The organism is Candidatus Symbiothrix dinenymphae, assembly GCF_001431085.1.
Genome location: NZ_BBRU01000422.1, coordinates 1 through 5,560, shown reverse-complemented (window position 1 = coordinate 5,560; position 5,560 = coordinate 1). Strand labels below are relative to the sequence as shown.

General features: G+C 42.9%; 4 protein-coding genes. All 4 read right to left on the bottom strand.

From position 1 onward, the window contains the following. Nucleotides 1–577: 577 nt before the first annotated feature. Nucleotides 578–820, bottom strand: coding sequence for a hypothetical protein (locus ASC50_RS04705; RefSeq protein ID WP_055431179.1), 243 nt, complete (start codon nt 818–820; stop codon nt 578–580). Between the two features lie 71 nt (nt 821–891). Beyond that, the gene (locus tag ASC50_RS04700) at nt 892–2,007 is read right to left on the bottom strand and encodes a glycosyltransferase family 4 protein (protein ID WP_055431180.1); all 1,116 of its coding nucleotides are present in this window, start codon (nt 2,005–2,007) and stop codon (nt 892–894) included. Nucleotides 2,008–2,035: 28 nt separating this feature from the next. After that, nucleotides 2,036–4,078, bottom strand: coding sequence for an RNA-binding domain-containing protein (locus tag ASC50_RS04695; protein ID WP_055431181.1), 2,043 nt, complete (start codon nt 4,076–4,078; stop codon nt 2,036–2,038). Then, nucleotides 4,071–5,560, bottom strand: a 1,490-nt coding sequence (locus tag ASC50_RS04690; protein WP_056928766.1) for an ATP-binding protein, incomplete at its 5' end; no start/stop codon positions are given. The genes ASC50_RS04690 and ASC50_RS04695, both read right to left, overlap by 8 nt.

Below are 5,560 nucleotides of genomic sequence, written 5' to 3'. Positions count from 1 at the left end.
TCTTGACGGCAGGATTGCAACTCTCTCTCTAATTTTTCTTCGCGCTTCGTTTTCATAAATTGCTATTATTTAATTGTTTATAAGGCGCAAAGGTAGTGCTTTTTGATGAGTTTTGCAAATCCGTTTGAACACCCTACCCGCAGGGACAGCACTTTATTAACCGTAGACTTCAGCCTACGGTATAGGTGGGCAACGCAGTCCTTAGTCCCGCATGGGACGGCACTTGAGATGGGTGCAATTTTGCTGAATAACAATGTGTCGTCCCATGCGGGACTAAGGAGGGTGGGCTCCGTCACTCCCGTAGGCTGAAGTCTACGGTTAATAAAGTACTGTCCCTGCGGGACACAGAACGCCGCATTGTGCTGTCCCTGCGGGACAAGGAGCGAAACCCAAGTGGTATGATTGCGGATAGTCATAAAATATTTTAATGCGTTGCCCATTGCCTGTCTGGCGGCAAATCCTATTCTATTTTTTATTATTTTTTATAAAATCGGCAGGGGACACAATTTGTATTTTACTAAGGGGCTGATAATCTTTTATATTTCTCGTGATAATAACATCTAATTCAATGCTTTTATCATTTATGTTTTTCCATTAGGTATTCATACTTGGCATTATCTAATTCCTCATCCGTCATATTTTTAAAAATACCGGTCCAATCTCTCACGAAATCTAAAGCCGAATACTCTTTCTCTTTTTTGACCGGCTGCGGTTTAGGAACGATGATAATTTCCACTTCCATGTTAAAAAGTTGCGGCTCAAAAGGGAGGGTTATAACGCCCTCTTCTGAAATTCTTGTGTCATATTTATATGTTTGCATATTGTGATATATTAAAAATTTACAAGTGCAAAGGTACAATTTTTTTGAATATAAACAAGGGGTATTATTTTTTAGAGCAATCTATAAATTTGCATCAACTGTTCTGCAATCGCCTTTTCCGAAAACCGCTGCACATACGTTTTGCCGGCGGCTATCATGCTGTCGGATAGTCCCTTATTGCCTAAAATTGTGTTTATTTTCTTTGCCAATTCTGCATCATCATTGGGGGCAATATAGACAGAATCGGGACCGCCCGCCTCTTCAAGACACGACCCCGTTGCCGCAATCACCGGCACACCACAGCTCAACGCCTCAATGATGGGAATGCCAAATCCCTCAAAAAAGGACGGATAGACAAACACCGCCGCAGATTGATAAATGGCGGGCAAATCCTCAAATGCCACATTATTAAGAATATGCAAGCGGGTTGATAAGCCTTTTTTTGCGGCATACACCTCCACTTCCGCCTGATAGGGCGTGGGTTTGCCCACGGCAACCAAGTGAACGTCTTCCGGAATTTTGCTCAACGCTTTGACGGGCAACAGTAAATTTTTACGGGCTTCGATGCTGCCGACAGATAAAATGAAACGGTGAGGCAAGTTATATTTTTCCAATTGGGGCGCACTCGCAGGTGCATCCCGGCGAAAATTCGGATGGCAACCTTGATAAACTACCTCTATTTTTTCTTCGGGAATATGGAAAAATGCTATAATATCGCGTTTGGTGCACTCGCTGACGGCAATTATTTTATCCGCTTTTTCGCAGGCACGTTTAAACTTCGCCCGATAAATCTTCCGGTCAATGGGTTTGTAATACTCCGGATAGTGCAGAAAAATCAAATCATGAATCGTTACCACCGTTTTGACACATGTTTTTTCAATTCCAACAGGCAACTCGTTGCTAAGTCCATGAAAAACAGCGATTTTCTGCTCCTTAATATCCCTTTTGACCCCAAAAAGCCGCCAAAGCGACGGAAACAGTTTAAAAATTTCTCTCGGAAATACAAAAGAAATGTCTGTTCGCGCAAGAATAGTCTTTAATCGGCTATTTTCCTTTTTCTTGGGGGCAAAACACACATAGTGATTGTCGGAAAAATAATCCGACACTGTTTCAATCACATACCGGCTGTAGTTCCCCAAGCCCGTATTATTTTGCACCGCCCGCTTGGCATCAAATCCTATTCTCATTGTGCATATAAATTTAAGTTCTTCAATATCATTCAATAATTACCCATTTGCCGCCCTTGTCGGGACCTTCGCGCCTCAGTAAGCCTTTGGCTTTGAGTTTGTTTGTATTATTTATTACTGCCCGTCGAGAAATATTTAGGTTTTTTGCCAATTCATCTATCGTGATGTGCGGATTTCCCTGTATGTAACCGAATATAGAGCGAAGGTTTTCAGTGAAGTTTTCAGTGAAGTTTTCAGTTTTCTCTCCTGCTTTTCTTTTCTGTTTTTCTGTGCCTTTTTCTAGGTCTTTTCCTTTTTCCGTAACCTTTTCTGTGCCTTTTTCTAGGTCTTTTCCTTTTTCTGTAACCTTTTCTGTGCCTTTTTCTATGTCTTTTCCTTTTTCTGTAACCTTTTCTGTGCCTTTTTCTAGGTCTTTCTCTTTTTCTGTAACCTTTTCTGTGCCTTTTTCTATGTCTTTTTCTAGGTCTTTCTCTTTTTCTGTAACCTTTTCTGTGCCTTTTTCTATGTCTTTTTCTAGGTCTTTCTCTTTTTCTGTAACCTTTTCTGTGCCTTTTTCTAGGTCTGTCCCTTTTTCTGTCCCCTTTTCAGTGAAGTTTTCAGTGAAGTTTTCTGTTTTCTCTCCTGTTTTTCTCTCCTCTTCTTCTGTCCCTTTTTCTAGGTCTTTTCCTTTTTCTGTCCCCTTTTCTGTCCCCTTTTCAGTGAAGTTTTCAGTGAAGTTTTCTGTCCCCTTTTCAGTGAAGTTTTCAGTGAAGTTTTCTGTCCCCTTTTCAGTGAAGTTTTCTGTTTTCTCTCCTGTTTTCTCTCCTGTTTTCTCTCCTGTTTTCTCTCCTATTTTTCTCTCCTGTTCTTCTGTCCCTTTTTCTACCCATCCCGACATATCAACTTTGCCGTCTTTTAGCATAAATGTGATTTTTGTTTTGTCAATTGTGGTTTCAAATAACACTTCTTGTTGGGTTTCTTGCTTCCATACGAGCATTTTGTCGAAGCCGTAGCCAGCATTTTCGCATAGTTTGGCGGTGCGAAACAGTTTTGCCAATACCGGATTGCGGGGGACGGAAACGTCCTCTTTCATCAGTTCGGCAATCGGGCGCGGCAATGTTCCGGGGTTTTCAAATTCAATCCGGTTAGTGAAAACGCGGATGCGCGGCTTCATCGGGCTGAAATAATCCGCGTGAATCAGCAAATTGATTAGGGCTTCGCGCAACGCATCCAACTGCTTATTGTCTTCGCGACCAATGCCTAAATCGCCGATATACAGCGGATTATCGGCATAAATGCGCAGGCGTTGAACAAGCACAAAGTAGTATTCCCAAAGATTTTCCTGCTCTTGAACGCGGTAGGTGTAACGCGGCTCGGCATCTGCATACGACAAGCCGGGAATTTCCAAATAATCTATTCTGAAATCCGGAAAGCGGTCTTGTATTTCATCATTGTCGCCTAAAAACAGCAAGCCGCCATAAGTCAATTTATCATTTTTGACTAATTGCAAATTATGATTGAAAGTATTGTCATCCAGCGCATTATAAGTCAATTCCGGTAACATTCGCCTCAGATAATCGCGAAAATTTTTGTAGGATGCTTTATTGAATGAGTCCACCGATGTACCTTCAACAGGTTTGGACGACATCATGCCAAACGATTGGTCGCGATATAGCGCGTTGATTTCGTATTCCGTTGCCCGCTGGTCGCCGCTGGCTGCACGAATGAACGTGTTTTGCAACGAATTGAAATAGATGGGTTTTACCTCCGCCGATGGGATATAAAACGCCAAAACGGTTTTCCCTTCAATATCATATTTATTACAATCAGGTTTGATTACTACATTAAATTTGTTTTTAGAACGCAAAGTGGTTACTAAATCTTGCTCCATTTTTTCCGGATTATTCACGCCCGTCACTTCAAACGTTTTCCCGTGCTGGGCAACACCCAACACAAGCCAGCCTCCCGAAGAGTTGGAAAACGCACTGACCGTTTCCCAAGCATCCTTGGGAAGTTCCACAGATGCCGCCTTGACTTCAAAATCGTCCCATTCGACATCCGACAAACGCTTAAGCAGAGTTTCTTTATCCATTTTTTGTACGATGATGCAAAGGTACAACTAATTCTTCCATCCGACAGGCAATCTCTTTCCCTGCAAAAGCCACGCCCAAGAGCGCGATGCGCTTGTTTTCGCCAGCATAGCGTTCATAATACCGCCGAGCGTGGATTTGTGCCAATGCCTCGTCTAACAGTGCATCAGTTGTGGTTGTTCGCGCGTTGGCGTATTTAATCTCTGCGACTACTACCCGCTCTTGCCATGTCCACACGGCATCAATGCGCCCTTTGTCGGTATTCACTTCGGCATCCACCTTGAAGCCCAGCATATTGAGCCACAACAGCAGCATGGAATGATAATACTTTTCATTTTTTCCCCACAATTGGTTGGGGATGCGGGCAAACATCGCTTGCAGGTTGCGCTCAAATGACTTTGGGTCGCCGTCCAACAATTGTTGCATCATGCTGTCTTGCATTGTGGCAACGTCTGTCAGCGAATAATCAGTATAACTTGCCATGATATGTGTCAGCATTGCCAGACGAACTTCCTCGTTCGGAACTTCCAAGGTATAAGACAGTGTTTTGTTAAACTGACTTTGGATGATTTTTTTGACGGTGAGGTAGCCTGTCTGAAACAACAGCACTTTGGTGTTTATCTTTTGAATATCAAAGGCATCAGACTCAGTAGCAGTCATTTGAGTCGGTTCCAACAAAAGCCTCACATCCCCTCGTTCCTTAATCAAATCCACCAAAAAAGTGGGCGAACCCGTTGCAAACCAATGGTCTTTAAACACCCTTGCCGCAAACAGCAATAAAGTTGAGAAGGGATTATAGACAAAGTTGAAACCATCCCAAGAATAGCCATCGTACCAACGCCTTATTTCATCTATCGTTTCCTGTTTGGTTGCTTGTCCTTTTGCCGCCAACAGTTCAATATGAGCGTCAAAATTGGATTCTAATTCGGCTTGTGTATAGCCACAGATGGTGGCAAATTGCTCATCAAGTGTAATATCGCGCAGATTGTTTAACCCCGAAAAGATAGATACTTTGGAGAATTTGGATACGCCCGTCAAAAACACAAAACGCAAATGCTCATCGGCAGCCTTCATCACCTGATAGAAATCATGAAGAATGGTGCGCATTTTGTTAGCCTTTTTCAAATCGCTCAAATGGTCGATGATTGGTTTATCATATTCATCAATCAAAACCACTACTTGCTGCTTTTTGGATTGATGCAGTTTGTGAATTAACTCGCTAAATTGGTGGGCTACATCGTCCGTTTCAAGCACGATTTCATTCGCTTGCGCGATTTCCTTCAAAGACGCCTTTAACGAACGAACCAAAGCCTCCGGCGTGTGAAGTGCCATCCCCCCAAAATCCAAGCGAATCACAGGAAATTGTTGTGTCCAATCCCAATTATTCTCAATCCACAGCCCCTTAAACAAGGCTTTGTTGCCCTTAAAAATGGCTTCCATTGTGCTCACCAGCAGCGACTTCCCAAATCGCCGCGGGCGCGACA